The organism is Streptomyces sp. NPDC046303 (genome assembly GCF_055588085.1).
The window spans coordinates 72,567-99,332 of record NZ_JBVJFA010000007.1 but is presented as its reverse complement, the minus strand read 5'-3'; the positions used below and the strand labels follow the sequence as shown (position 1 = coordinate 99,332).

Below are 26,766 nucleotides of genomic sequence, written 5' to 3'. Positions count from 1 at the left end.
CCCGCGTGTGCGGCTACTTGCCGTCCACGGTGAAGGCGTAGAAGGTGCCCTCGGTGAGGCTGCCGGTGGTGCCGCCGCCGTTGGCGAACCGGGCGTAGCCGTTGCCCCAGTACACGGTGCCGTCGACGACCGCGGGGCCCGCGTTGGAGGAGTACGGCGCGGTGAAGTCCCACAGGTAGGCGCCGGTCGCTCCGTCGAAGGCGTACATGCGGCCGCTGGTGGAGCCGCCGAAGACGACGCCGTTCGCGGTGGTCAGGGCGCCCCAGGCGAAGCCGTCGGTGCGGTCGGCGACCTGCCACAGGATGCGTCCGGTCTGCGGGTCGAGGGCCGCGAAGGAGCTGCGGGTCGTCGTCGTGCCGTCGGCCAGCTGGTAGGGCTGGCGGTTGAAGTTGGCCTCGGCGATGTAGATCCGCTTGTCGTCGTTGGCCGTACCCCACTGGATGCCGCCGATGTGGCCTCCGGGGCCGGCCGCCGCGCTCCAGACCACGGCTCCGGTGGCGGCGTCCATCAGCCAGTACTCGCCGCTCTTCTCGCCCGCGCCGATCACCTTGCGGGGGCAGCCGTCGGGCCCCTTGATGGTGAACAGGTGCGCGCCGTCGCCGAAGTCGTAGTCGTATCCCGGGTTCGGCGGGCAGTTGTTGGGCGGGAAGCCGGGGAGGCAGCCGGTGTTCCAGGCGTCGAAGCGCTTGGCGCCGGTGTTCCACTTGATCCGGCCGGTCTTCATGTCGAGGGCCAGGACGGTGTCGACGTAGTTGTCCGGGGCGTAGCACTCGGCGGGGGTGTGGCCGGCGTTCTGGCAGTCGCTGACGGACTGCGGGACGGTGTAGTTGTTGCCGGTGGTGAAGTACACCGTGTTGGTGGAGGGGTCCAGGGCCGGGGTGCCCCAGACGGCCACTCCGCTGTAGCCGTCGGGCCGGCCGCCGTTGTCGGGGGTCGTGTACTGGCGCCACAGCCGGTCGCCGTTGGCCGCGTCGAAGGCGTTCACGCTGCCGCGGAAGGTGCAGCAGGGGTAGGCCGGGTCGAGGGCGCCCTCGGACTCGCGGGAGGAGACCCCCTGGTAGATCACGCCGTTGTGCACGACGGGCGACTGGGTCAGTACCGCCTTGTACTGGGTGTCGACCTGGCGGCTCCACACCTTGTTGCCGGTGGCCGCGTCGACGGAGATCAGGACGGCCTTGTTCCAGTCCGCTATGTACACCTTGCCGCCGACGACGGCGGGGCTGGTGCGGGAGACCGAGTCCGGGTCGCCGGTGTACTCGGACACCTTGCGCGACCAGATGGGGCTGCCGGTCTTCGCGTTCACCTTGTGCAGCCAGCCGCCCCAGTCGGGGAAGTACACGGCGCCGTCGACCACGGCCGGGGTGGCGGACACGTCGCCGTGGGTGGCGTACGTCCACTTGGCCTTCAGGCGGCCGGCGTTGGCCCGGGTGATCGTCGTTTCCTGCGGGTTGGACCGGCTGTTGCGGAGGTCGTGTCCGCCGGTGGGCCAGGACGCCGCGGTGTTGGCGGCGCTGATGGTGGGGGCGGAGAACAGGGTGGCGAGCAGCGCGAGTACGGCGAGCAGCGCGAATCTGCGGACCGCTCCCTGGCGGGCCCGGGGTCTTGTGCGCATGGGTCTTCCTCTTCCGTGCTGTGATGGGTGTGTTCGGGGATCAGCGCGCGGTCACCGGTACACGGGTGCCGTGCAGTGCGGTGGCTCGCGCGGTGAGCTCCAGCCGGTCGGTCTTCTTGTTGGTGTTCAGCGGGAACGCGTCCAGCCGGTGGTAGTGGCGCGGGATGAGCTGGGCGGGCAGCAGGCCGGCCAGGTCGCGGTGGAACTCCTGCGGTGAGCGCGGCCCGCCGAGGTAGAAGGCGACGAGCTCGGTGCTGTTGGCCACCGGTACGCCGACCACGACCGCGTCGGCGACCGGGGTCCCGGCGCGCAGGGCGTGTTCCACTTCGGCCGGTTCGACCCGGTAGCCCTGCACCTGCACCTGGGAGTCGGTGCGGCCCAGGTAGACCAGTTCGCCCCCGGCGAGCCGGCGTACCCGGTCGCCGGTGCGGTACCACAGGACGCCGTCGCGTTCGAGGTACTTGCCGGACCCGTCGGCCGGGTCCAGGTAGCCGGCCGACAACTGCGGCCCCGAGAGCCACAGTTCGCCCTCGTCCTGGACGGGGGCGCCCTGCTCGTCCAGAAGGAGTTCCGCGTGGCCGTCGTGGAGCAGGCCGAGCGGGACCACGCCGTTGACGCCGAGCCGGGTGGACTCCTGCGGGGACCAGGTGTGGCGGTGGGTGGTGATGGTCATCTCGGTCGGTCCGTAGACGTTGACCACCGCCGAGCGGGGGGCGGCCTGCTGCCAGGCGTCGGTGTCGTGGAACTGGAGCGCCTCGCCGCCGAAGTAGGTCCAGCGCAGCGAGGGCATGCTGCCCGGCAGCAGCCGGCCGGTGCGGCGGGCCAGCGAGATGACGCTGGGCGCCGAGAACCAGACGGTGATGCCGTGTTCGGCGACGAAGGCGGGCAGGTCGCGGTAGGCGTGCGGGGAGACCGAGACCAGCGGTGCGCCGACCGCCCAGGCGCACCACAGGTCGGAGACCGCGGAGTCCCAGTTGAGGTTGGCGGCCTGGGAGAAGACGTCGGCGTCCGTGAAGTCGTACCAGGCGTCCATGAGGGAGAAGTAGTGCGCCAGGTTGCCGTGCGTGAGCCGGACGCCCTTGGGCCGGCCGGTGGAGCCGGAGGTGAACAGGACGTAGGCCACGTCGTCGGGTCCGGCGGACCAGTCCGGCTCCGCCAGCGCGGTGTCCGGGCCGGCCGGGAGCGGCCGCAGTCCGCTGCCGGCGGCGAGCGCCGCGGCCTCGTCGGGGGTCAGGTGCGGTGCGAGCACCGGGAGGTCCCCCAGTGCGGTCGCCAGCGCGGTCGCCGGGCCGGCGGCGAGGTCCGTCGCGAGCCGGGCCGCGCCCTCCTCGTCCACGACGAGGGCGGAGACCTCCGCCGACGCGAGCATCGAGGCGATCTTGCCGGGCGGGAAGTCGGCCAGCAGCGGCACCGCCGGCAGTCCCGCGTACAGGCTCGCCAGGATGGCGACGTACGAGGTGAGGCTGCGGCCCGCCAGGATGCCGACGGCCTTCGGCGGGCCGCCGGGGGCCGCCAGCAGCGCGCCCGCCCAGGACAGGGCCAGTGCGTGGGCCGTCGCGTAGTCGACGGACTCCTTCCCGACGCGCACGGCCACCCCGTGCGGTGAGCGTTCCAGGCCGCGCAGGAAACGTGCGTGCAACGCGGTCCGCGCCATGGGTTCCATTTCTGCTCCTCCTCGCCGGGAATTATCGACCAGCCATTTCCCGGACCATTTATGGGACTCATTGACAGCCGTCATCGGACGCCTCCATCATTCCCGTATGCCAGAACTCACGAAGCACACCTGGGACGGCGCTTTCGAGGCCGTCGTACGCCCGTTCCTGCCCTATCTCTCACCTGACGAGGAACTGACCGGCGATGCCGAACTCCGGGACCTGGGGCTTGACTCCATGGGTACGGTCGAGCTTCTCGCCGCCCTGGAAGGCGCTTATGACGTCCGTTTCCTGGACGATGCGCTGAAGCTGGAGAATTTCGCCAGCCCGGATGTCCTGTGGAACACCCTGATCACCCAGACCGAATCGTCCAAGTGAATACAAGTGAAGACAAGTGAATAATCGGTCCACTGGCGGCCCGGCGAGGATTTCAATCCGAGTCGGGCCGCCCGGTGTTTCTTTTTCAGGACGTGGTCAGGGGACCAGTCGCCGGAAACTCTCCTCGATCCTGTCGAGGGTCTTGCGGACGTGCGGCAGGGCGGTGGGGTCCGGGGAATCGAGGGCGAGCTGCTGCTCCCGCGCCGTCTCGCCGTACAGCATGCTGGTGGCGCACTTGAACCGCAGGGCGTCGCCCTCGTCGCCGAGGAGGTGTCCGGCGAGCACCACGATCCCCAGGTCCAGCATCCGGCGGGCCAGCGTCGGCGAGTCCGTCACCTCGTACTTCGCCAGCTCCGCGCGGACCGGTTCGAAGTCGGGGTAGACGTAGAACGCCCCCGTCGGCGGCCGGCAGCGGGCGCCCGCGTCCACGGTGATGCGGTGGACCTCGCGGGCGACGGCCCCGTGCAGCCGGGCGCTGGCCCGCAGCCGGTCGCGTACCTCCTGGGGCTCGCCGAAGGCGTACTCGGCCACCTCCTGCATCGGCCCGGCCAGCGTCGACCAGACCTCGCTGGCCACCGAGACCACGCCGGTGCGGATCCACTCGCCCCAGGGGCCCTGCGGGAAGCGGGCCACGCCGATGCGCCAGCCGCCCAGGGCCAGGCTCTTGCTCAGGCCGGTGGCGATGACCGTGCTCCCGGGGGCCACTTCGGCGGGGCTGAGGTATGCGGTGGCCGGGTCGTGCACCACGTCGCGGTAGATCTCGTCCGAGACGATCAGCAGGCCCTCCTCCTCGGCGATCGCGCACAGTTCGCGGATCAGCGCGGGCGGGGCGAGGGTGCCGGTCGGGTTGTCGGGGAGGGTCAGCACCATGATGCGCGGGTCGCGGCCGAGGACGCGCGCCGCGGTGATGCTCTCGCGCAGGGCGTCCGGGTCCGGTACCCCGCCGCACTCCTCGGGGATCGGGACCGCGATCGGGTGCTTGCCGGCCAGCCGGGCCTGGGGGGCGTAGGTGTTCCAGGCCGGGCGGGGCAGCAGGACGTCGCCGGGGACCGCCAGGTTGAGGGCCATCAGCAGCGGCTTGCTGCCGGGGGCGACCACGATCTGTTCCGCGTCGGTGGGGATGCGGCGGCGGCTGAAGTACCCGGCGGCGGCGTTGCGGACGCCGGCCGAACCGGCCACCGGGCCGTAGGCGTTGCGGTGCGCGCCCGCGGCGAGCCGTTCCACCAGCGGCGCGAACGCGGGGAGCCGGGACTCCCCGAAGCCGAGGTGGACCAGCGGTTCGCCGGCCGCCTGGCGCTGTGCCACCAGCTGGTTGAGGGCCAGGTTCGGTGACATCCGCATGTCGCTCATCCCCGGCTCCCCACCGGCGCCGCCGCCTTCGTCCCGAAGAGCTCCTGCCCGCCCTGCGCGCCCTGCCCGCCCTGCCAGGCCGGTCCGGCGATGGCCCGGGCGATGTCGGCGGGGACGGTGCGGTCGAGCCGCAGTTCGTCCAGCCAGGCCGCCTGCGGGTCGTGGTGGGCCAGGAAGGGCCGGCCGACGAGTGCGGGGTCGCGGGCCTGGACCATGTGCAGCTGGAAGAAGCGCCCTTCGGCGTTCTCCACGATCCCGTCCACCACGACCTTGCCGGGGGTCGCGGACATCACCGGGCCGCGCACGGTGCGGGCCAGGCCGGGCAGGGTGCGGTAGGCGCTCTGGAAGATCTCGGCGGCCCGCGCGAGGGGGACCCGGAAGTAGTCGTAGGGGCCGGTGTCGCGTTCCACGAACATGTAGTACGGCACGGAGCCGGCGGCGAGTTCGGCCCGCCACATCTCGCTCCAGACGGCCGGGTCGTCGTTGACGCGGGCGATCAGCGGCGCCTGGCAGTAGACGAGGGCGCCCGTGGACCTGATCCGGGATATCGCCCGCCGGGCCGGGTCGGTGCTGAGCTCGCGGGGGTGGCTGAAGTGCGCCATGACGGCGAGGTTGCGTCCGGAGGCGACGACCTGCTCGAACAGGCGCAGCAGGTCGTCGGCGTCGGGGTCGCCGGTGAAGCGCTGCGGCCAGTACGCGACGGACTTGGTGCCGATCCTGATGGTCCGTACGGTCTCCACGCGGAGCAGCGGTTCCAGGTGGGAGCGCAGCCGCTCGGTGGACATCACCATCGGGTCGCCGCCGGTCACCAGGACGTCGGTGACGTCGGGGTGCAGGCCGAGGTAGGAGACGAGGCCGCTCGGGTCGGGAGCGGCGAAGCGCAGGTCCGCGTCGCCGACGAACTGGGCCCAGCGGAAGCAGTAGGTGCAGTACGAGTGGCAGGTCTGGCCCTGGCTCGGGAAGTACAGCACCGTTTCGCGGTACTTGTGCTGGAGCCCGGGGATCTCGGCCCCGCCCAGGGTGGGGACGTTGAGCTCCTTCTGGCCGGACGGGTGCGGGTTGAGCCGGCCGCGGATCTGCTGCACGAGGGTGCGCAGCGCGAGTTTCGAGGCGGGGTCGGCGGAGAGCACGGCCAGGTCCCGTTCGTTCTGCTCGGTGAGCATCCCCCGCTGCGGGAACACCAGTTGGAACATCGGGTCGTCCGGGATGCGGTCCCAGTCGATGAGGTGCGACAGGACGTACTCGTTGACCCGGAAGGGCAGCACCATCGACACGAGCCGGACGGTCTCCCGGATGCCGGCGGGCAGGCCGTGGCGGTCGGCGATCTCGTCGAGCTGCCGCGGCCCGTACGCGCGGAACCGTGCCGTCCCGACAGAATCGGTTGCCAGCAGGGACATGCGGATATTCCTCCAGCCTGGTGCCTGGCAGTTCCGAGCGTCTGCTCGAATGCGGTTCGATGCTAGGGAGAGGATTCGGCCACCGGACCCCAGATCCGACCCCAGCCCGACCCTTACGGCACCCCGGGCGGAGGTCGGTCTCGGGGACCGGGCCCGGACAGGGCGAAGCCGCCCAGGACCTGCGGGGGTTCAGGTCCTGGGCGGCTGTCGGCGGGCCCCTGGGCGGGGCCGGTTTCCCTGCGTGCGCCGCGCCGCTTACGCGGCGCCGGCGCCCGGCTGTGCGGCCTTCTGGGCCCCGGGGGCGGTCTGCGCGGCGAGTTCCGCGGCCCGCTGGTTGTCGGTCTGGACGGAGCGCAGCCCGATCAGGGCGAAGACCGCGGCGCCGGCCATGACGACCGCACCGGCCACCGACGCGGCGTGCACCTCGGTCGTGAAGGCGGTACGGGCCGCCTCGATCAGGCTGGTGGAGGCGTCGCCCGAGAGCTTGCCGGCGGCCGCCAGGGCGCCGCCGATGGTCTCGCGGGCGGCCTCCAGCGCATCGGCGGGCACCCCGGCGGGGGCGTCCAGCGCGGAGCTGTTGCGGTAGACGGCGGCGCCGATGCTGCCCAGGACGGCCACGCCGAGGGCGCCGCCGAGCTCCTGTCCGGTCTGGAGCAGGGCGGACGCCGTACCGGCGCGCTCCGGCGGCACCTGGCCGACGACGAGTTCGGTGACCAGGGTGAGCACGGGGGTGAGTCCGACGGCGAGCGCGATGATGCCGATGAGGATCAGGACCAGGCCGTCCTCGGCCGGTACCTGGGTGAGCATCAGCAGGGCGAGGGTGGCGATGGCGAATCCGGCGCCGATGATGTGGGCGGGCTTGACGGTACGGACGAGGACGGTCGCGACGGGCACGACGGCGCCCACGGCCAGGGTGCCGGGGATGGTCCACAGCGCCGACTTCAGCGCGCTCATGCCGAGGACCGACTGCATGTACTGGGTGCTGAAGAGCGAGTAGCCGACGAGGGTGAAGCAGGCCAGCATGTTCACGGTGACCGAGGCGCCGAAGGCGCGGTTGCGGAACAGCGAGAGGTCGATCATCGGGTCGCTGCTCGTGCGCTGGCGGCGCAGGAACACCGGGACGACGGCCAGGCCGACCGCGATGGCGACGACGTGGGTGACGGAGAAGCCGTCCACGGCGATCTTCTTGAAGCCGTAGATGACCGGGAGGACGATGGCGAGCGAGAGCGCGGCGCTGACCAGGTCGAACTTCCCGGCCGCGGCGTCCTTGAACTCCGGCAGCAGGAAGGGCGCCGCGACCAGCAGGAGCAGCATCACGGGAACGTTGATGAGGAAGACCGAACCCCACCAGAAGCCGGTGAGGAGGGCGCCGCTGACCACGGGGCCGAGCGCGGCGCCCGCGGCCATGCCGGTGGACCAGACGGCCACGGCCGTGCGCCGCTGGGTCTGGTCGCGGAACAGGTTCCGGATGAGGGCGAGCGTGGAGGGCATGAGGGTGGCGCCGCCGAGGCCCTGGAGGGCGCGGGCGATGACGACCATTTCGGGGCTGGAGGCGTAGGCGGCGAGCAGCGAGCCGCCGCCGAAGACCACGGCACCGATCAGCAGGAGGCGCCGGCGGCCGATGCGGTCGCCGAGCGCGCCCATGGTGAGCAGGACTCCGGACAGGACGAAGCCGTAGATGTCGATCATCCACAGCTGCTCGCTGCCGGAGGGCCGCAGGTCCTCGCTGATCGCGGGGATGGCGAAGTAGAGAACGGTCAGGTCCATGGAGACGAGCAGCACGGGCAGGAGCAGTACGCCGAGGGCGATCCATTCCTTGCGGCCCGCCTTGGCCTCCGGTCCGGTCGTGTCGTTATCGCTCAGGGAGCTGGTCATGGGGGCTGTCCAATGCTGTCGGGACGGGACGTACGTACCAGTGAACGGAATGCCGCGGGGGGCGGGGTGGGTCCGGACCGGGAACAGGGGTCGGAACAGGGGTCAGGACAGGGGGCGGAACAGGGGTGAGGCGGGCCCGGTCCGGGGTCGGAACGGGCCCTCACAGGGGTCGGGCGAGGTCCGGACCGGGCTCGGGCGAGGTCCGGTCACAGGGTGGATCGAGCGGGCGTCAGGCCTCCTCGGCGGCGCGTGCCGCCAGGGCCCTCCGGTCGGTCTTCCCGTTGGGCGTGAGCGGCAGGCCCGGGAGCAGGCCGACCTTCCGCGGAACCATGTACTCGGGCAGGGTCTGCTTGCAGAACGCGCTGATCACGACGGGGTCGGCGGTGAAGCCGCGGGCGGGGACGACGTACGCGTAGAGCTCCGGATCGGCGCCCTGACGCGGGCGGACCACCGCGGCGGCCGCTTCGACGCCCGGGAATTCCAGGAGTCTGCGCTCGATCTCCCCCAGCTCCACGCGATTGCCGCGGATCTTGACCTGGAGATCGGACCGGCCGACGAAGTACAGCTCACCACTCTCGCCGCGGTATGCCAAGTCATTTGACTTGTAGACGAGTTGACCGGAGCGCGGGTTGAGCGGATCGGGCACCAGGACGGCCCGGGTGGCCTCCGGATCGTCCCAGTAGCCGGTGAAGAGGGAGGGGCCCCGCAGGTGGATCTCGCCGACCGTGCCCGGCTCCTCGACGGGCCGGCCCTCCTCGTCGATCAGCAGCATCTCGGCGCCCGGGTAGGCGAATCCGATGGACAGCTTGTCGGCGCCCTCGGGCAGCGGGTTCGGCACGTCGGTGAGGGAGAAGGCCATCGCCTCGGTGGGGCCGAAGCAGTTCACCACCCGCGTGTGCGGCAACAGGGTCTGGAGCTGGCGCAGTTCCGGCAGCGGGAAGGCCTCGCCGGAGAACAGCACCCCCCGCACTTGGCCGGCCAGCGCGGCCAGCCCCCCGGCCTCGTGGCGCAGGACGGGCCGCCAGATCGACGGCACCCCGTCGACCTGGGTGGCGCCGGTGTCGGCCAGGAAGCGCAGCAGGCGGCGCGGCCAGTGCATCAGTTCCCGGGGGACGGGGATCAGCTGGGCGCCCGTGCCGAGGGCGAGTCCGATGTCCAGCAGCGCGAAGTCGAATTGGAGCGGCGAGGTGGTGGCGAGCCGGTCCTCGGCCGTGACGATGGAGTGCCGGAGCATGCCCCGGTAGAAGGAGAGCACGCCGCGGTGGCTCATGACCACGCCCTTCGGGCGGCCCGTGGTCCCCGAAGTGAAGATCATGTAGGCGGGGTCGGTGCCGACCGCCTCCCGCCGGTGGCGGGTGCGGGCCACGGGCGCACGCTCCACGACCACCCCGTCGGGGCCGAAGCGTGCCGTGCCGATGGACTGCGGGAGTCCCTCGCGCCGGCCGTCCGCCGTCTGGAGGTGCAGGGCGGGTTCCGCGGTGGCGGCGATGGCCAGCAGCCGCGGGGTCGGGACGTCCGGGCTCACCGGAATGAAGGTGAGCCCGAGCATCGAGCAGGCGAGGAGCACGGCCACGGCGGCGGCGGAGTTGTCCGACTCGAGGATCACCCGGTCGCCGATGTCGAGGCCGAGCGCGTCCAGGGTCACGGCGTAGTCGTGGGCCCTGCGCTCCAGCTGGCGGTAGGTCAGGACGCGGGAGGTGCCGTCCGGGGCGGCCTCCCAGGCCGCCGGGCTGTCGGGGGCGGTCCGGGCCGCCGCCAGCATGAACTCGTGGATGCGCTCCGCCGGTCCGCGGACCGCGGCCGGGCGTACCGTGCTCAGGCTCACCGCTGTGCCCCCTCTGCTCGTCGTCCAGTACTCGTCTGTCGTCCGGCGCTCGTCCGTCGTCCGGCGCTCGTCTGTCGTCCGGCTCTCATCAGGAGATCCGCTCCTTCAGGTCCGTCAGCCAGCTGTCGATGACGGGGGCCGTCGTGTCGACGTGCTGCTCGACGATGGTGAAATGCGTGCCGGGGACGGTCGCCACGGTGTCCGCGCCCTCCCAGTCGGCCTGCCAGTCGGCGTCGGGCGCGATCTCCGCGTCCTCGCCCAGTGCGAACAGGTCCCCGGCCCGTACGAACAGCACGGGCGCCTCGATGTCCTCCTGCCGGAACTGCGGCAGGAGTTCCACGTACCGGCCCATCGCGGAGAGTTCGGCGCTGCTGAAGGAGCCCAGCGTGGCCGCCTTGTCCGGGACGGCGAAGGCCATCTGGTCGAAGAGCGCGTCGTTCGCCGCGCCCATGGAGTAGGTGTCCAGCAGCACCAGCCCGGCGGGGCGCACCCCGTGGACCTGTTCCAGGCGGGCCGCGGTGGCGTGCGCGAGCAGGCCGCCCGAGGAGAAGCCGAGCAGGGCGAACGGCTCCCCGTCCGCGGCGCGCAGCACGGCCTCGGCGAGGACGTCCACCGCCGCGCCGAAGGACTCCGGCAGCGCCTCCCCGCGCCCGAAGCCGGGGGTGGGGATCCCGGAGACGGGCATCGAGAGCCGGGCCGCGAGCCGTGCGTGCTGGTGCACTCCGCCCGCCACGGTCGGCGTGCTGAGGCAGATCAGCCGGGGTGTCCGGTCCCCCGCCGGCCGGGTGCGCGCCCCGTAGGACACCGCAGCCGGGAGTTCCGGCAGGTCGGCCGCCGAGGCGAAGGCGGGCCGCAGCGCCGCCACGGACCGCAGCATGGCCAGGCCGGGCTGGAGGTTCCCCGACGTGATCGCGTCGAGGAACAGTCCGTACAGGGTGTCGTCGGCGCGGGCTTCGCCGTGCGCGGGCGGCGCGTCGGCCTGCCCCTGCTCCCCCGGCTCCGCGCCCATGCGGCCTGCGAGCAGCCGGGCCAGCTCCAGGGGGTTCTTGCTGTCGAAGACCACCATGGCCGGCAGGGAGAGCCCGGACGCGGTGTTCAGCCGGTTGCGGAGTTCGACCGCGGTCAGCGAGTCGAATCCGGCCTCCAGGAAGCCCGCTTCGGCGTCGACCGCGCTCGCGTCGGCGTGCCCGAGGACTTCGGCCGCGTGGGTGAGGACCGCGTCGAGTACCGCCTTCTCGCGCTCCGCGCCCCGGTAGGCGCGCACCTTCTCGCGCAGCGCGCCGGCCCCGGCGGCTCCGGCCGCGGCACCGGCCCGGCGGCGCACCGCGGGGGCGAGGCCGCGCAGCAGGGCCGGCACCTCGTCCGTACGGGCCCGCAGGGCGGCCAGGTCCACCCGCAGCGGTACGAGGGCGGGGGCGTCGGCCGCGACGCCCGCGTCGAAGAGCCACAGGCCCTCCTCCTCGGACAGGGCGGGGGTTCCGCTGCGCCGCATCCGCTGGAGGTCGGCCTCGCCGAGCCACTGGCTCAGTCCGGTCTCGGTGTCCCACAGGCCGAAGGCCAGGGAGGTGGCCGGCAGGCCCTTCGAGCGGCGGTGCTGGGCGAGCGCGTCGAGGAACACGTTCGCCGCCGCGTAGTTGCCCTGTCCGGCGGCCATGACCAGGCCGCCCGCCGACGAGAACAGCGCGAAGACGGACAGCTCGTGATCGGCCGTCAGCTCGTGCAGGTGCCAGGCCGCGTCCGCTTTCGCCCGCAGTACGGTGTCCACCTGCTCGGGGGTGAGCGCCCCGACCAGGCCGTTGTGGGCGACTCCGGCCGCGTGGACGATCCCGCGCAGCGGGTGCGCCGGGTCGATTCCGCCGATCAGTGCGGCCACGGCGCTCCGGTCGGACACGTCGCAGGCGGCGATCTCCACCCGGGCGCCGAGGGCGGTCAGTTCCTCGCGGAGCCCGGCCGCGTTGGGTGCGCCGGGTCCGCGCCGGCTGGTGAGTACGAGGTGCCGTACGCCGTGCGCGGTCACCAGGTGCCGGGCGATGAGGGCGCCCAGGCCGCCGGTGCCGCCGGTGATCAGGACGGTTCCCTCGGTGTCCCAGGTCGTGTCGCCGCCCGCTGCCGCGTTGCGGACGAGGCGCGGCGCGAGGGCCTTGCCCTGCCGGATCGCCAGCTCGGGTTCGCCCGAGGCGAGCGCGGCGGCCAGCGCCTTCGGCGACACCTCGGCGTCCTCCTCCAGGTCCAGCAGCACGAACCGGCCCGGGTTCTCCGCCTGCGCGGCCCGCACCAGACCCCATACCGGGGCCTGCCGTACGTCGACCGGGTCCCCGTCGCCTACGGCCGAGGCGGCCCGGGTGACCAGGACCAGCCGCGACCGTGCGAACGCCGGCTCGGCCAGCCACTGCTGTACGGCGGCCAGCGCCGTGTCCACCGCCGAGCGGACCCCCGCGGGCACCTCCTCCTCGCGGCCGGCGCCGGGCCCGGCCGCCAGAACGGGCAGGAGCACGGTGTCGGGTACGCCGTCGGGGCCGGCGCCGAGCGCGTCGAGTCCGGTGACCACCGGAACCCCGGCCACCGCCAGGCCCGGGCCGGCGACCGCCCAGGCCCCGCGCGGCCCCGCTCCCCCGCCGGCCGGCCGCCACTGCACGCTGAGCAGCGATTCCCGGAAGCCGCCGGCGGCGAGCTGCTCGGCGGCCACCGGCCGCAGCAGCAGAGCGGCGACGGAGGCCACCGGCGCCCCGGACGGGTCGGCGAGGTCGAGGCGGACGGCATTGCGCTGTCCCTCGACGGGCGCGAGCCGGACCCGTACGGCGGTCGCGGACGCGGCGTGCAGGGTGACGCCCGCCCAGGCGAAGGGCAGCAGCGCACCCCCCTCGTCCTCCTCCGCGCCGAGTCCGCCGAAGCCGAGCGCGTGCATGGAGGCGTCGAGCAGGGCCGGGTGAAGTCCGAACCGTCCGGCGTCGGCGTGTGCCTGCTCGGGCAGTTCGACCTCGGCGTAGAGGGTGTCGTCCAGCCGCCAGGCGGCCGTCAGACCCTGGAAGACGGGGCCGTAGCCGAACCCGCGGTCTCGGAGCCGGTCGTACAGCTCGGCCGCGTCCAGCTCGGCCGCACCGGCGGGCGGCCATACGGTCAGGCCGTCGCCGGGCTCGCCGGTGCCGGGCTCGCCGGTGCCGGACGCGCCGGTGCCGGACGGGCCGGTGCCGGGCGTCAGGAAGCCGTCGGCGTGCCGGGTCCACGGCTCGTCGGGCTGGGCCTCGGGGCGCGAGTAGACCTGTACGGAGCGCCGGGCCCGGTCGTCGGGTTCGCCCACGACGACCTGGACGCAGACGCCGCCGCGCTCGGGCAGCACGAGCGGGGCCTGCAGGGTGAGCTCCTCGAGGACGGCGCAGCCGGCCTGGTCGCCGGCCTGGAGCGCGAGTTCCACGAAGCCCGTGCCGGGGAGCAGGACGCTGCCGTGCACGGCGTGGTCGGCCACCCACGGCTGGGCGTCCAGGGAGATCCGCGCGGTGTAGGTGACCGCGTCGGAGTCGGGGGACGGCAGTACGGCCGCGAGGAGCGGGTGGTCGAGGGCACCCTGGCCGACGGCCGCGGCACCGGTGGCGGGCTTGGCGGCGTCGACCCAGTAGCGGGTGCGCTGGAAGGGGTAGGTGGGCAGGTCGACCCGCCGGGCTCCGGTGCCGGCGTAGAAGGCCTCCCAGTCGACGGGCACGCCCGCCGCGTACAGCTGGGCGAGCGCCGAGACCAGCGACTCGGGCTCGCCGCGGTCCTTGCGCAGGGCGGCGGCCGAGACGGCCTGCTCGGAGTCGAGGACCTGCTGGGCGAGGGCGGTGAGCACACCGCCGGGCCCGACCTCCAGGAACCGGGTGACGCCCTGCTGCTCCAGCGTGCGGACGGCGTCGGCGAAGCGGACGGCCTCCCGGACCTGGGTGACCCAGTAGTCCGGGGACCGCCACGCGTCGGAGGGCTCGCCGGAGACCGTGGAGACGACGGGTACGCGGGGCTCGGCGAAGCTCAGTTCCTCCGCGACGGAGCGGAATTCCTCCAGCATCGGGTCCATCAGCGCCGAGTGGAAGGCGTGCGAGACGGAGAGGCGGCTCGTCTTGCGCCCGGCGGCCGCGAAGTGCTCGCCGACGGCCACGACCGCCGCCTCGACACCCGACACGACCACCGACTCCGGACCGTTGACCGCCGCGATGCCCACCCCGTCGGTCAGCAGCGGCAGGACCTCCTCCTCCGTCGCCTGGACGGCGAGCATCGCGCCGCCGGCCGGGAGTTCCTGCATCAGCCGGCCGCGTGCCACCACCAGCCGGGCCGCGTCCGGCAGGGACAGCACCCCGGCCGCGTGCGCGGCGGCGAGCTCGCCGATCGAATGCCCGGCGACCACGTCGGGCCGTACGCCCCACGCCTCCACCAGCCGGTACAGCGCCACTTCCAGCGCGAACAGGGCGGGCTGGGTGAGCGCGGTCGCGTTCAGCGCGTCCGCGTCCTCGCCCCACACGACGTCCCGCAGCGACCTGCCGAGATGCGGGTCGACCTCGGCGCACACCGCGTCGAAGGCGGCCGCGAACACCGGGAAGGAGGCGTACAACTCCCGCCCCATGCCCAGTCGTTGTGCCCCCTGCCCGGTGAACAGGAACGCGGTCTTTCCGGTGCGGCGTGCCACGTCGCGGACCACGGCGGGCGCGTTGCGGTCCTGGGCCAGTGCGGTCAGGCCGCGCAGCAGCTCCGCCCGGTCCGTGCCCACGACCACCGCGCGGTGGGCGAAGGCGGTGCGCGAGGAGACCAGCGAGAGGCCGATGTCCGCCGGCTCCTCCTCCGGCTCGCCGTCGGGCCGCTGCGTGACCCGGTCCAGCAGCCGCGCGGCCCGTGCGGCCAGGGCCTGCGGGGTCTTGGCCGACAGCACCCAGGGCAGGGCGGGCAGTTCGGTCCGTACGGTCGTCTCCTCGGCGGCGTCCGGTGCTTCCTCGACGATGACGTGGGCGTTCGTCCCGCTGATGCCGAAGGAGGAGACCGCGGCGCGCCGGGGCCGGTCCGCCGCCTGCCATTCCCGCGCCTCGGTGAGGAGTTCCACGCTCCCCGCCGCCCAGTCCACCTGGTCGGAGGGGGCGTCCACGTGGAGGGTCTTCGGCAGGGTCGCGTGGCGCATGGCCATGACCATCTTGATGACGCCCGCGACACCCGCGGATGCCTGGGTGTGCCCCATGTTGGATTTGATGGATCCCAGGTACAGCGGCTGTCCGTCGGGGCGGTCCTGCCCGTACATGGCGAGCAGCGCCTGCGCCTCGATCGGGTCGCCGAGGGTGGTGCCGGTGCCGTGCGCCTCGACGGCGTCGACCTCGGCGGCCGAAAGGCCTGCGTTGGCCAGGGCCTGGCGGATCACCCGCTGCTGCGAGGGCCCGTTGGGGGCGGTCAGGCCGTTGGAGGCGCCGTCCTGGTTCAGTGCGGAACCGCGGACGACGGCGACCACCGGGTGGCCGTTGCGCCGTGCGTCGGAGAGCCGCTCGAGCAGCAGGACGCCCGCGCCCTCGCCCCAGGCCACCCCGTCGGCCGAGGCCGCGAAGGACTTGGAGCGGCCGTCGGGGGCGAGCCCGCGCTGGCGGCTGAACTCGACGAACATGCCCGGCGTTCCCATGACGGCGACGCCGCCCGCCAGGGCCAGGGAGCACTCCCCCGACCGCAGCGCCTGGGCCGCCATGTGCAGGGCGACCAGGGAGGAGGAGCAGGCCGTGTCCACGGTGACCGAGGGGCCTTCGAGGCCGAGGGTGTAGGAGGTACGGCCGGACACGAGGCTGCCGCCGCTGCTGGCCGCGGCCTCCACGCCCAGGGCGTAGTCGTGGTACATGACGCCCGCGAAGACGCCGGTCGCACTGCCCTTGAGGGTGGCGGGGTCGATGCCGGCGCGCTCGATCGCCTCCCAGGACACCTCCAGCAGCAGCCGCTGCTGCGGATCCATCATCAGCGCCTCGTTCGGGCTGATCCCGAAGAACACCGGATCGAACTCGGCCGCGTCGTAGAGGAAGCCGCCCTCCCGCGCGTACGTCCGCCCCGGCGTACCCGGCTCCGGATCGTAGACCTCCGGATCCCAGCCCCGGTCGGCAGGGAACCCGCCGATGGCGTCCACGCCGTCGGCGACGAGCTCCCACAGCTCCTCCGGGGTGCTCACCCCGCCCGGGTAGCGGCAGCCCATCCCCACGATCACGATCGGGTCGTCCGCGTCCGGGCCGCCGACGGCGGCTGCGGCGCGGACGGGGACGGGGACGGGTGCGGCGTGGTCCCGGCCGGCCACCTCGGCGCCGATGTGGTCGGCGACGGACTGCGCGGTCGGGTAGTCGAAGATCAGCGTGGCGGGGAGCCGCAGGCCCGTCGCCGAGCCGAGCCGGTTGCGCAGTTCCACCGCGGCGAGCGAGTCGAAGCCCAGCTCGCTGAAGGCCCGTTCGGGTTCGATCGCATCGGGCGAGGCGTGGCCGAGGACACCGGCCACCTGGCCGCGTACGAGGTCCAGGAGGGCCGCGGCCCGCCCGTCGCCGTCCAGTCCTGCCAGCCGTGCGAGGAGTCCGTCGCCGCCGTCCGCGGACCGTGCGGTCCGGCGCACCGGGCGGCGTACGAGGCCGCGGAGCAGGGCGGGAAGCTCTTCGGCGCGGCCGCGCAGCACGTTGGTGTCGATCCGCAGGGGGACGAGGGCGGGGTGTTCCGAGCGCAGGGAGAGGCTGAACAGGGCCAGGCCCTCGGCCCGGGAGAGGGCGGGCAGGCCCTGGGCCGCCATGCGTTCCTCGGCGAGGTCCAGTCTGGTGGTCATGCCGGTGTTGACGCCCCAGAGGCCGAAGGCCATCGCGGTGGCCGGCAGGCCCTGGGAGCGGCGGTGGGCGGCGAGCGCGTCGAGGAAGACGTTGGCGGCCGCGTAGTTGCCCTGGCCGGCCGCCAGGACCAGGCCGCCGGCGGAGGAGAACATCACGAACTCCGACAGGTCCAAGTGCGCGGTCAGCTCGTGCAGATGCCAGGCGGCGTCCGCTTTCGGGCGCAGGACCGCGTGCATCCGCTCGGGGGTCAGCGCACCGATGACGCCGTTGTCGGCGACTCCGGCCACGTGGACCACGCCCGTCAGGGGGTGCGCCGGATCCACCCCGTCGAGGACCGTTTCGAGCGCGTCACGGTCCGCCACGTCGCACGCGGCGACGGCGACCGAAGCGCCCGCTCCGGTGAGGTCGGCGAGCAGTTCGCCGACGCCGGGCGCGTCCGCGCCCCGCCTGCCGAGGAGCAGCAGGTGCCGCACCCCGTGCTCGACGACCAGATGGCGGGCCACCAGGGCACCGAGGCCCCCCGTACCGCCGGTGATCACGACGGTCCCGGCCGCGTCGAAGACCGGCTCCACGGCGTCGTCGACCGATACCCGGGCCAGCCGCGGCACCGACACCTCACCGGCGCGTACGGCCATCTCCGGCTCACCCAGGGCCAGGAGCCGCCCCAGGTCCACCGAGTCGTCGGTGTCGAGCAGCACGAACCGGCCCGGGTTCTCCGCCTGCGCCGAACGCACCAGGCCCCACACCGGGGCCTGCCGTACGTCGACGGCCTCATCCTCGCCGAGGGCCACCGCGCCCCTCGTGACCACCGCCAGCACCGCGCCCTCGGGGCGCTCCTCGGCCAGCCACGCCTGGACCGCTGCCAAGGCCCGGTCGGCGAGGTCGTGGACGGCGGCCGGAACGTCGTCCCCGGTCGCCTCGCACATGAAGACGGCCGCGCCCTCGGGCAGGCCCTGCGGGGCGGCCGCTGCCGGCACGGGCAGCGGGTTCCACACGATGCGGAAGAGGGAGTCCGTACCGCCGGCGTCGAGCTGCTCGGTCGAGACGGGGCGGCCGACGACCGCGCCGACCGTGGCCACGGGAGCGCCCGTGGCATCGGCGACCTGGAGGGAAAGGCTCTCCGGCGTGGGCTGGGTGATCCTCACCCGTACGGCGGAGGCTCCCGCCGCGTGCAGGGTGATGTCCTTCCAGACGAAGGGCAGGACGGTCTCGTCGCCGCCGGTGCCGTTCACGAGCGCGGCGTGCATGGCGGCGTCCAGCAGGGCGGGGTGCAGGGCGAACTCCGCGGCCTCGGCGTGGGCCTGCTCCGGCAGGGCGACCTCGGCGTAGAGGACGTCGCCGTGCCGCCAGGCGGCCTTCAGGCCCTGGAACACCGGCCCGTAGCCGAAGCCCCGCTCCCGCAGGCCCTCGTACGCGCCGTCCAGCGACAGCACGTCGGCGCCCGCGGGCGGCCAGGCCGACAGGTCGAAGCCGGGGGCCGCGGCGCCTGCGGCGAGCACGCCGTCGGCGTGCAGGGTCCACGGCAGGTCGGGCCGGTCCTCGGCGCGCGAGTAGACGCCGACCGAGCGGCGCCCGGAGGCGTCGGCGGGGCCCGCGACCATCTGCACGGTGACGGCGCCCCGCTCGGGGAGGATCAGCGGTGCCTGCAGTGCGAGCTCTTCCAGTACGTCGCAGCCCACCTGGTCGCCCGCACGGACCGCAAGCTCCACGAAGCCGGTACCGGGCAGCAGGATGCTGCCCAGCACGTCGTGGTCGGCGATCCAGGGGTGCGTGCTCGCCGACAGCCGGCCGGTGAAGGTGACGGCGTCGGTGTCGGGGGACGGCAGCACCGCACCGAGCAGCGGGTGCCCGGCATCGGTCAGTCCGGCCGTGGCCATGCTGCCGCCGCCGGAGCCGATCCACGAGTTGGCGAGGTACTCCTCCGTGCCGATCCAGTAGCGGGTGCGCTGGAAGGCGTAGGTGGGCAGGTCGACCCGACGGGCTCCGGTGCCCGTGTAGCAGGCCTCCCAGTCGACTGGTACGCCGTCCACGTGCAGGCGGGCGAGCGCGGCGACCAGGGTCTCGGCCTCGGGGCGGTTCTTGCGCAGGGCCGCGACGAGGACGGCGTCGGCGGCGCTCTGCGCGGCGAGGCCCGTCAGGACCGCGTCGGGGCCGATCTCCAGGAAGCGGGTGACTCCCTGCTGTGCCAGGACGCCGACGGCGTCGGCGAAACGGACGGGCTCACGGACCTGGCCGACCCAGTACTCCGGGGACCGCCAGTCGGCGGAGGCCTGCCCGGTGACGGTGGAGACGGCCGGGACGCGCGGCTCGTGGAAGGCCCGCCCGGCCGCGACGGCCCGGAATTCCTCCAGCATCGGATCCATGAGCGCCGAGTGGAAGGCGTGCGAGACAGCGAGCCTGCTGGTCTTGCGGCCGGCCGCCGTGAAGTGCTCACCGACCGCCAGGACGGCGGCCTCGGCACCCGACAGGACCACCGACTGCGGTCCGTTGACGGCGGCGATGCCCACCCCTTCGGTGAGCAGCGGCAGCACTTCGTCCTCCGTCGCCTGGACGGCGAGCATCGCGCCGCCGGCCGGCAGTGCCTGCATCAGCCGGCCGCGCGCCACCACCAGCCGGGCCGCGTCGGCCAGGGACAGCACCCCGGCCGCGTGCGCGGCGGCCAGCTCGCCGATCGAATGCCCGGCCACCACGTCGGGCCGTACGCCCCACGCCTCGACCAGCCGGAACAACGCCACCTCGAGGGCGAACAGGGCGGGCTGGGTGAGCGCGGTCGCGTTCAGCGCGTCCGCGTCCTCACCCCACACCACCTCGCGCAACGACCGGCCGAGGTGCGGGTCGATCTCCGCGCAGGCGGCGTCGAAGGCCTCGGCGAACGCGGGGAACGCCTCGTACAGCCCGCGCCCCATGCCGAGGTGCTGTGCTCCCTGCCCCGTGAACAGGAACGCCGTGCGCCCGCCGCTCTGCGCCTGTCCCGCCACCACCCCAGGGTGGTCCCGGCCCGCCGCGAGCGCGGCGAGCGCGGCGTGCCGGTCGCCGGCCACCACGGCGCGGTGGTCCATCGTGCTGCGTGCCGAGGCGAGGGTGTATCCGATGTCCACCGGGCGGTGCTCGTCGGCCACGGCCAGCAGGCTTTCGGCCTGGCCGGCCAGCGCCCGTGCCGACTTCGCCGACAACACCCAGGGCGCGAAGGGGTGTTCTGTGCCTGTGTCCGCGTCCGCCTCGGCGGGATCCGCGGCGGGGACCTCCTCCACGATGACGTGTGCGTTCGTCCCGCTGATGCCGAACGAGGAGATGCCGGCCCGCCGCGGCCGGCCCTCGCCGGGCCACTCCCGGGCCTCGGTGAGGAGTTCCACCTCACCCGCCGACCAGTCGATCTGCTGCGAACGCTCCCCGGCGTGCAGGGTCGGCGGCAGCACACCGTGCCGCATCGCCATCACCATCTTGATGATCCCCGCCACACCGGCCGCCGCCTGCGTGTGCCCCATGTTGGACTTCACCGAGCCCAGCCACAGCGGCCGGCCCTCCGCCCGCCCCTGCCCGTACGTGGCCAGCAGCGCCTGCGCCTCGATCGGGTCGCCGAGGGTGGTGCCGGTGCCGTGCGCCTCGACGGCGTCGACCTCGGCGGCCGAGAGACCCGCGTTGGCCAGGGCCTGGCGGATCACCCGCTGCTGCGAGGGCCCGTTCGGGGCGGTCAGGCCGTTCGACGCCCCGTCCTGGTTCAGCGCCGAACCGCGCACCGTCGCCAGGACCGGATGCCCGTTGCGCCGCGCGTCCGACAACCGCTCCAGCAGCAGCATGCCCGCGCCCTCGCCCCAGCCGGTGCCGTCCGCGGCGGCGCCGAACGACTTGCAGCGGCCGTCGGGGGCGAGTCCGCGCTGCCGGCTGAACTCGACGAAGACCTCCGGGGTGGCCATGACGGCGACCCCGCCGGCCAGGGCCAGCGAGCACTCCCCCGACCTGAGCGCCTGGGCCGCCATGTGCAGCGCCACCAGCGACGAGGAGCACGCCGTGTCCACCGTCACGGCCGGGCCCTCCAGGCCGAACACGTACGAGACCCGCCCGGAGGCGATGGCCCCGGTGCTGTTGTTGGCGGCGTAGTCGTGGTACATCATCCCGGCGTAGCAGCCGGTCATGCTGCCGCGCAGGGTCTCCGGGTCGATCCCGGCCCGCTCGAACACCTCCCAGGCCGTCTCCAGCAGCAGGAACTGCTGCGGATCCATCACGGCGGCCTCGTTGGGGCTGATCCCGAAGAACGCCGGGTCGAACTCGCCCGCCTCGTGCAGGAATCCGCCCTGACGGGCGTAGCTGGTGTGGGGACGCTCGGCGGTCGGGTCGTAGATGCGGTCGAGGTCCCAGCCGCGGTTGGCCGGGAAGCCGGAGACGGCGTCCACGCCGTCCGCGACCAGCTGCCACAAATCCTCGGGGGTGCGCACCCCGCCCGGGTAGCGGCAGGCCATGGCGACGATCACGATCGGGTCGTCGTCGGCCGCTGCGGACCGGACGGCGGTGGTCGCGGGGACCGGCTGCCCGCTGTCCCCGCCGAGCTCTTCGAGGAGGTGGCGGGCCAGCGCGCGCGGGTTGGGGTAGTCGAAGGCGAGGGTGGCGGGCAGCCGGACGTCGGCGGCCGCGCTGACGGCGTTGCGGAACTCGACGGCGGTCAGCGAGTCGAAACCGAGCTCGCTGAACGCCCGGCTCTCGTCGACCGCGTGCGGCCCCGGATATCCGAGGGTGATCGCGACCTGGGTCCGGACCAGGTCGAGCAGCACCGCCGTGCGTTCCTCCCGGTCCAGTCCGGCCAGCCGGCCGCGCAGTGCCCCCGCCGCCCCGGGGGCGGAGGCCGCGCTGCGGCGGGCACGGACGCGGACCAGGCCGCGGAAGAGCGGCGGCAGGGCCTCGCCCGCCTCGGCGAGCGTACGGACGTCCAGCCGGATCGGCAGGAGGACGGGGGCGTCGACGGTCAGGGCCCGGTCGAAGAGGTCCACGCCGTACTCGGCGGTGAGCGCGCCGATGCCGGTGCGGCTCATCCGCTGGAGATCGGCTTCGGTCAGCGCACCGGACATGCCGCTCGCCCACAGGCCCCAGGCGAGGGACTGGGCGGGCAGTCCGTGGGCGCGCCGGTGGGTCGCGAGCGCGTCGAGCAGGGCGTTCGCGGCGCCGTAGTTGCCCTGTCCGGGGACGCCCAGGACGCCGGTCGCGGAGGAGAACAGCACGAAGGCCGACAGTTCCAGGCCGCGGGTGAGTTCGTGCAGGTGGAGCGCCGCGTCGGCCTTGGCGCGCAGGACGGTGTCCAGGCTCTGCGGGGTCAGCGACGCGATGAGGGCGTCGTCCAGCACCCCGGCGAGGTGGACGACGCCGGTGAGCGGCACCCCGGAGATCAGGGCGGCGAGGGCGTCGCGGTCGCCGGCGTCGCAGGCCGCGACGGTGGCTTCGGCGCCGAGTCCGCGCAGTTCGGCGCGGAGTTCCACGGCTCCGGGGGCGTCGGTGCCGCGGCGGGAGACCAGCAGGAGGCTCCGTACGCCGTGGGCTTCGACCAGCTGCCGGGCGACCAGCCGGCCGAGCGCGCCGGTGGCGCCGGTGACCAGGACGGTGCCGTTGCCGAAGTCGGGACGGACGCGCCGCCCGGGGTCGTCGGTGACGCGGGCGAGGCGGGCCCCGTGGACGGTCGCACCGCGTACGAGCATCTGGGGTTCGGCGGCGGCCACCGCGGCAGCGGCCTCCTGCGGGTCGGCGAGGTCGCCGAGGTCGGCGAGGAGGAACCGGCCGGGGCTTTCCGCCTGCGCCGAGCGCACCAGGCCCCAGACGGCCGCGCCGGCCAGGTCGGTGACGTCCTCGGCGGGCCCGGCCACGGCGCCGGAGGTCGCGACGAGCAGCCGCGAGGCGGCGTACCGCTCGTCGGCGAGCCAGCTCTGCAAGGCGGTGAGCACCCGGGCGGTGGCGGCGCGCACCGCGTCCGGGCCGGTGCCGGGCCGGGAGCGCAGGATGACGTGCTCCGGTACGGGTCCGCCGGCGGGCAGGGTGTCCCAGTCGGCGGGCGCCGGCGGGAGGGCGGATGCCGGGAGGGGCGTCCAGTCCAGGGAGAAGAGGGACGCGTGGGCGGCCGTACGGGCGGCGGCGAGCTGCTCGGCGGAGACCTCGCGCAGGACGAGGGAGTCCACGGAGAGCACGGGGCGGCCGGTCTCGTCGCCGACGGACAGGGCGAGGGCGCCCGCGCCGTCGGGGGCGATCCGGACGCGCAGCCGGGTGGCGCCGGACGCGTGCAGCCGTACGCCCGTCCAGACGAACGGCAGGACGGGGCCCTGGGCGTCGGCGAACAGGCCGGTGAAGACGGAGCCGTGCAGTGAGGCGTCCAGCAGCGCCGGGTGCAGGCCGAAGGCGGCGGCGTCGGCGTGCGCCCGCTCCGGGAGGACGACCTCGGCGAACACCTCGGTTCCGCCGGTGGCGGCCCAGGCGGCGGTGAGGCCGCGGAAGGCCGGGCCGTACGGGAGGCCGGCCGCGGCCAGCGCCTCGTACACCCCGTCCGTGTCGATCGGGGTGGCGGCGGCGGGCGGCCAGGCGCCCAGGTCGAAGGCCGGCTCCGGTGCTGCCGCGGCGGCCGCCAGGACGCCCGCCGCGTGCAGGGTCCACGGCTGGTCGGGCTGGTCGTCGCGGCGCGAGTGGACGCTGACCGGGCGCCGTCCGGAGGCGTCCGCGGGGCCGACTTCGACCTGGAGGGCGACGGCGCCGCGTTCGGGCAGGACGAGGGGCGCCTGCAGCATGAGCTCGTCGAGCAGCTCGCAGCCGACCTGGTCGCCGGCGCGGACGGCGAGCTCCACGAAGCCGGTGCCGGGGAAGACCACGGAGCCGCCGACGCGGTGGTCGGCGAGCCAGGGCTGGGCCGATACGGAGACCCGGCCCGTCAGCACCACCCCGCCGGAGTCGGCGAGGGAGACGACGGCGCCGAGCAGCGGGTGCCCGGCGGCGGCCAGTCCGGCGGCGGAGAGGTCGCCGGGGGCGCCGGTCCCCTCGACCCAGTAGCGGGTGCGCTGGAAGGCGTACGTGGGGAGGGTGACGCGCCGGGCTCCGGTTCCGGCGTGGAACGCCTCCCAGTCCACGGCGGCGCCAGAGGCGTGCAGTTGGGCGATGGCGGCGACCAGGGCCTCGGGCTCGGGGCGGTTCCGGCGCTGGGCCGGTACGAGGACGGCCCGCTCGGAGTCGGCGGTCTTCTGGGCGAGTCCGGTGAGGATGCCGTCGGGGCCGATCTCCAGGAAGCGGGTGACGCCCTCCTGCTCGAGGGTGCGGACGGCGGCGGCGAAGCGGACGGCCTCGCGGACCTGGCCGACCCAGTAGTCCGGGGACTGCCAGTCCGTGCCCGGGCGCTCGCCGGTCACCGTGGAGACCGCCGCGATCCGCGGCTGCTCGTATGACAACTGCCGTGCTAGGGAACGGAATTCCTCCAGCATCGGGTCCATCAGCGCCGAGTGGAAGGCGTGCGAGACGGCGAGGCGGCTGGTCTTGCGGCCGGCGGCCGCGAACTGCTCGCCGAGCGCGAGCACGGCCGCTTCGACACCCGAGACGACCACGGAGTCGGGTCCGTTGACCGCCGCGATGCCCACTCCGTCGGTGAGCAGCGGCAGGACCTCCTCCTCCGTCGCCTGGACGGCGAGCATCGCGCCCCCGGCGGGCAGCGCCTGCATCAGCCGGCCGCGCGCCACCACCAGCCGGGCCGCGTCCGCCAGCGACAGCACCCCGGCCGCGTGGGCGGCGGCGAGCTCGCCGATGGAGTGGCCCGCGACCACGTCGGGGGTGATCCCCCAGGCCTCGACGAGCCGGAACAGCGCCACTTCGAGGGCGAACAGCGCGGGTTGGGCGAGTGCGGTCGCGTTCAGCGCGTCCGCGTCCTCGCCCCACACGACGTCCCGGAGCGGCCTGCCGAGATGCGGGTCGATCTCCGCGCAGGCGGCGTCGAAGGCCTCGGCGAACACCGGGAAGGACTCGTACAGTTCGCGTCCCATGCCGAGCCTTTGGGCGCCCTGTCCGGTGAACAGGAAGGCGGTCGAGCCCTTGTCGGCGACGCCGCGCACCACGCCCGGGTGCGGCTGCCCGCCGGCCAGCGCGGCGAGTGCGGCGAGAGCGGTTTCGCGGCCGTCGGCCAGGACGACCGCGCGGTGTTCGAGCGCCGCGCGGCTGGTGGCCAGCGAGTAGGCCAGGTCCGTGGCGTCCAGCTCGGGCGAGGCCGTGACGTGGGCGTGCAGCCGGCCCGCCTGCGCGGCGAGCGCCTCGGCGTCCCGGCCGGAGACCGGCCAGGGCAGCACGGACGGCGCCGGCACCGGGGCGGATTGCGGTGCGGCGGCGGACTGGTCCTCCGGCAGTCCGGCAGGCTCCTCCTCGGGTGCTTCCTCGAGGATGACGTGGGCGTTGGTGCCGCTGACCCCGAAGGCCGAGACACCGGCCCGCCGGGGCCGGTCCTCGCCGCGCTCCCACTCCCGGGATTCGGCCAGCAGCCGGACCCGGCCCGCGGACCAGTCGACGTGGCTCGACGGTTCGTCCACGTGCAGGGTCTGCGGCAGCACGCCGTTGCGCAGCGCCATGACCATCTTGATGACGCTGCCGACACCGGCGGCGGCCTGTGCGTGCCCGATGTTGGACTTGATGGAGCCGAGCCACAGCGGCTGTCCCTCGGGGCGGTCCTGCCCGTACGTGGCGAGGAGCGCCTGGGCTTCGATCGGGTCGCCGAGGGTGGTCCCGGTGCCGTGGCCCTCGACCACGTCGACCTGGGTCGCGGGGATGCGGGCGTTGGCGAGGGCCTGGCGGATGACCCGCTGCTGGGCGCGGCCGCTGGGGGCGGTGAGGCCGTTGCTGGCGCCGTCCTGGTTGACGGCGCTGCCGCGTACGACGGCCAGTACGGGATGGCCGGCGCGCCGCGCGTCCGCCAGCCGTTCGAGTACGAGCATGCCGGCGCCCTCGGACCAGCCGGTGCCGTCGGCGGCTTCGGCGAAGGCCTTGCAGCGGCCGTCGGGGGCGAGGCCGCGCTGGCGGCTGAACGCGATGAAGGGCGAGGGGGTGGACATCACCATGACGCCGCCGGCGAGGGCCATGGAGCATTCGCGCTGTCTGAGCGCCTGCGCCGCGAGGTGCAGCGAGACGAGCGAGGAGGAGCACGCGGTGTCGACGGTCACGGCCGGGCCTTCCAGGCCCAGGGTGTAGGCGATCCGGCCGGAGATGACCGCGGCCGCGTTGGCGGTGGTCATATAGGCCTCGGCGACCTCGCCGGCCGCGCCGGTCAGGTACTCGTAGTCCTGGATGCCGGAGCCCGCGAACACGCCGACCGGTTTGCCGCGCAGGGACACCGGGTCGATCCCGGCGCGTTCGATCGCCTCCCAGGACAGCTCGAGCAGCAGCCGCTGCTGCGGGTCCATCGTCAGTGCCTCGTTGGGGCTGATCCCGAAGAAGCCCGCGTCGAAGTCGGCGACGTCGTGGACGAAGCCGCCCTCGTGGACGTAGCTGCTGCCGGACTCGGCGGTCTCCGGCTGCTCGCCGCGCAGGGCGTCGAGGTCCCAGCCGCGGTCGGTGGGGAAGGTGCTGATGGCGTCCCGGCCCTCGGCCACGAGCCGCCACAGGTCGTCGGGGGTGCTGACGCCTCCCGGGTAGCGGCAGCTCATCGCGACGATGGCGATGGGCTCGTGGTCCTGGTTCTCGACCTCCTGGAGCCTGCGGCGGGTCTGGTGCAGATCCGCCGTGACCCGCTTGAGGTAGTCGAGAAGCCTTGCGTCGTCATTGGACATCTTGGTCCCACCGAGTCCTTGTTCATGCCGTGAGGTCGAGTCGGGTCGCAGTGCGCGCGTCGCGGTCCGGGCTGCGGACCGGGGCCCGCGCGGCCGGTCGCGTGAGGCCGTCGCGTGAGGCCGTCGGGTGA

8 protein-coding genes are annotated in these 26,766 nt (G+C 74.0%); 1 reads left to right on the top strand and 7 read right to left on the bottom strand.

What is annotated here, in order from left to right; translation table 11 throughout:
* Positions 1-13: 13 nt before the first annotated feature.
* Together ACZ6I1_RS09685 and ACZ6I1_RS09680 are read right to left on the bottom strand one after the other, a co-directional pair.
* On the bottom strand, positions 14-1,612 hold the full coding sequence (locus ACZ6I1_RS09685) for an outer membrane protein assembly factor BamB family protein (protein ID WP_469285053.1): 1,599 nt from the start codon (positions 1,610-1,612) through the stop codon (positions 14-16).
* Positions 1,613-1,652: 40 nt separating this feature from the next.
* Positions 1,653-3,266 (bottom strand): AMP-binding protein, encoded by a 1,614-nt coding sequence (locus tag ACZ6I1_RS09680; protein ID WP_469285305.1) that lies wholly within the window; start codon positions 3,264-3,266, stop codon positions 1,653-1,655.
* Between the two features lie 106 nt (positions 3,267-3,372).
* Between ACZ6I1_RS09680 and ACZ6I1_RS09675 the strand changes: the two genes are divergently transcribed.
* On the top strand, positions 3,373-3,642 hold the full coding sequence (locus ACZ6I1_RS09675; protein ID WP_469285051.1) for a phosphopantetheine-binding protein: 270 nt from the start codon (positions 3,373-3,375) through the stop codon (positions 3,640-3,642).
* Between the two features lie 96 nt (positions 3,643-3,738).
* Here the strand turns inward: ACZ6I1_RS09675 and ACZ6I1_RS09670 are convergent, their stop codons facing one another.
* The 5 genes from ACZ6I1_RS09670 to ACZ6I1_RS09650 form a co-directional block, all read right to left on the bottom strand.
* Positions 3,739-4,992, bottom strand: a complete 1,254-nt coding sequence (locus ACZ6I1_RS09670) for a pyridoxal phosphate-dependent aminotransferase (protein ID WP_469285049.1) — start codon at positions 4,990-4,992, stop codon at positions 3,739-3,741.
* Positions 4,989-6,389, bottom strand: coding sequence for a KamA family radical SAM protein (locus ACZ6I1_RS09665; RefSeq protein ID WP_469285047.1), 1,401 nt, complete (start codon positions 6,387-6,389; stop codon positions 4,989-4,991). The genes ACZ6I1_RS09670 and ACZ6I1_RS09665 overlap by 4 nt, the downstream gene beginning before the upstream one ends.
* Positions 6,390-6,644: 255 nt before the next feature.
* The gene (locus tag ACZ6I1_RS09660; protein ID WP_469285045.1) at positions 6,645-8,264 is read right to left on the bottom strand and encodes an MFS transporter; all 1,620 of its coding nucleotides are present in this window, start codon (positions 8,262-8,264) and stop codon (positions 6,645-6,647) included.
* 229 nt (positions 8,265-8,493) lie between these two features.
* Complete coding sequence (locus ACZ6I1_RS09655) at positions 8,494-10,089, bottom strand: AMP-binding protein (RefSeq protein WP_469285043.1); 1,596 nt, start codon at positions 10,087-10,089, stop codon at positions 8,494-8,496.
* 88 nt (positions 10,090-10,177) lie between these two features.
* On the bottom strand, positions 10,178-26,686 hold the full coding sequence (locus tag ACZ6I1_RS09650) for an SDR family NAD(P)-dependent oxidoreductase (protein WP_469285302.1): 16,509 nt from the start codon (positions 26,684-26,686) through the stop codon (positions 10,178-10,180).
* Between the last annotated feature and the right edge of the window lie 80 nt (positions 26,687-26,766).